Origin of the sequence: Micrococcus sp. KRD012 (genome assembly GCF_017168555.1) — a bacterium.
Taxonomy (GTDB): domain Bacteria; phylum Actinomycetota; class Actinomycetes; order Actinomycetales; family Micrococcaceae; genus Micrococcus; species Micrococcus luteus.
The window spans coordinates 1-2646 of record NZ_JABFBB010000019.1; the positions used below are offsets into that span (position 1 = coordinate 1).

Here is a 2646-nt window from a genome sequence, read left to right on the forward strand (position 1 = left end):
TGTAAGCGGCCATGAAAAGCTGCCCATAGGTGGCCAGGGAATGACCCGCTGACGGCCATGAGGACTGCCCAGTGATGGCCACGGGAACTGCCCGGTGCTGGCCATCTGGTTTGCCCGCGTTGCTCGTTGCCCGCCGCGTCGTGAGCCGGCGGGGGCCTCCTCCCCGGGTTGGATATCGGTGTCGAATCGAATCCAGCGAGGAAGAGGCCCTGAATGAAGGATGCCGCAGAAACCATGAAAATACTCAGTGCCTATGACCTGACCAAGTCATTGCGGGGCGCCGCCGAGCTGGCCGGTTGCTCCCATCACACCGTGGCCCGGCTGGTGCGGGCCCGCGACGCCGGCCAGACCCCTGGATCCGGAGCCAGCCGCCCGAAGGTCACCGATGTCTGGCTGCCCAAGATCGAGGAATGGGTCGAGGCCTCCACGGGCAGGATCCGCGCCGATGTCGTGCACGCCAAGCTCACCGCAATGGGCTACACCGGCTCTGAGCGCTCCACCCGGCGGGCGGTGGCCGAGGTGAAGGCCGCCTGGCGGGCCGGGAAGCGCCGGGTGCACCGGCCCTGGATCACCGAGCCGGGCGCATGGCTGCAGTACGACTTCGGCGATGGGCCGGCGATCGACGGGGCCAAGACGGTGCTGTTCGTGGCCTGGCTGGCCTGGTCCCGCTACCGGATCGTCATCGCCCTGCGTGATAGGACGGCTCCGAGTGTGTTCGCCGCCCTGGACCGGTGCTTCCGGCTGATCGGGGGCGCGCCGACCTATGTGCTGACGGATAACGAGAAGACAGTGACGGTCTCTCATGTGGCCGGGGTGCCGGTGCGTAACCAGGCCACCGTGGCGTTCGCTCGGCATTACGGCGTGGAGGTGCTGACCTGCCAGCCAGCGGATCCGGCCGCCAAGGGCGGGGTGGAGAACGCGGTGAAGCTGGCCAAGGCCGACCTGGTCCCGAAGGACACCAACCTGCGGGACCAGTACGCCTCGTTCGCTGAGCTCGAGGCCGCCTGCGCGGGGTTCATGGCCATGGTGAACTCCCGGGAGCACCGGGTGACCCGGCGCCGCCCGGACCACATGCTCGCCGAGGAGACCAGCGCGTTGCATCGGATCCCCGCCACGGCGCACACCGTGGCCTACGGGGTGGGACGGAAGGTGCCGGAGAACACGTCGATGGTCTCCTTCGAAAACGCCCAGTACTCGGTGCCCGCGCACCTGCTCGGGGCCGAGGTGTTCGTGCGCCATCACGGCACCGGACCGGACTCGATGGTGGTGATCATGCACGCCGGTGCGCAGGGGCCGGTGGAGGTCGCCCGGCACCGGGTGGCCCGGCCCGGGTCCCCGGCCATCGACGACGCGCACTTCCCCGGCCACGAGACGGACAAGGTGCCCGGGGACTACACCCCGGTGCCCCGTTCGGCGGCGGAGGCCGAGTTCCTGGCCATCGGGGCCGGAGCGAGGACCTGGCTGGTGGAGGCCGCCGCGGCCGGCACCAGCCGGATCGGTCAGAAGATGGCCGAGGCCGTCACCCTGGCCAAGCTCGCCGGCACCGACCAGGTCGACCGCGCCCTCGGGGTGGCCGCGGTGCACCAGCGCTTCGCCCACGGCGACCTGGCCTCCCTGCTCACCGCCGCCGGCCACCGCACCGGGATGCACACCGCCACCGAGGAACGGTCCCTGACCCAGGGCACCGCCGGCTGGGCCGGCCTCGGTACCTCCAACACCGAGGGGGCAGCCCGGTGAGCATCCACACCCCGAACACCGCCGCACCGGCGCTGCCGGCCGATTTGGAGGCGCTGTTGCGGCAGCTGAAGATGCCCCACGCCCGCGGTATCGCCGCCGAGGTACTGGCCACCGCCCGGGCCCAACGCTGGGAGCCGGCCGAGGTCCTCAAGGCCCTGCTGGTCGAGGAGACCACCGGTCGGGCCCGATCCATGCTCGCCGCCCGGCGCAAGGCCGCCGGGTTCCCCACCGGCAAGACCTTCACGACCTGGGATCCGGGCGCCTCCTCGATCCCGGCCCCGACCCAGCAGTCCCTGCGCACCCTGGAATGGCTCTCGCGCAGAGAGAACCTCGTGGTCTGCGGGCCCTCCGGCACCGGCAAGACCTTCTTCCTCGAGGCCCTGGGCCAGCAGGCCGTGGAGGAGGGCAAGCGGGTGGCCTGGTTCACCCTGGAGGACCTCGGGGCGATGATCCGGGCCCACCGGCCCGATGACACCATCACCAAAGCCGTCGCCCGAATCCTGCGCGCCGACCTGATCGTCATCGACGACATCGGCCTGCTGCCGGTCGCCGACGATGCCGCCGAGGGCCTCTACCGCATCGTGGACGCCGCCTACGAGAAACGCTCCGTAGCGATCAGCTCGAACCTGCACCCGGCCGGCTTCGACGAGCTGATGCCCAAGACCCTGGCCACCGCCACCGTGGACCGGCTCCTGCACCACGCCCACGTGTGCCAGACCACCGGAGACTCCGTACGGATGACCCAGGCAATGGCCGGGAAGGGAGTCATGCCACTGAACTGATCCCATCACGGTGGCCAGCACCACCACCCAAACGGGCAAACCAGCTGGCCACCAGTGGGCAGTTCTGATGGCCACCAGCGGGAAGAAACACTGGCCGCCTATGGGCAGAACTCAATGGCCCTTGACA

At 70.0% G+C, this 2646-nt stretch carries 2 protein-coding genes; both read left to right on the top strand.

The features are described from left to right. The first annotated feature begins 213 nt into the window (after positions 1-213). Positions 214-1737 (top strand): IS21-like element ISMlu14 family transposase, encoded by a 1524-nt coding sequence (locus J1M37_RS07750; RefSeq protein WP_206452415.1) that lies wholly within the window; start codon positions 214-216, stop codon positions 1735-1737. Then, a complete protein-coding gene (gene istB / locus J1M37_RS07755) occupies positions 1734-2519 on the top strand; it encodes an IS21-like element helper ATPase IstB (protein WP_010078636.1) in 786 nt (261 codons plus the stop codon). Before J1M37_RS07750 ends, istB begins: the two co-directional genes overlap by 4 nt. Positions 2520-2646 lie beyond the last annotated feature (127 nt).

Bases quoted from the DNA above. Each gene is read 5' to 3' on its own strand.
- J1M37_RS07750 (WP_206452415.1), top strand. From the start codon at position 214: ATGAAGGATGCCGCAGAAACCATGAAAATACTCAGTGCCTATGACCTG.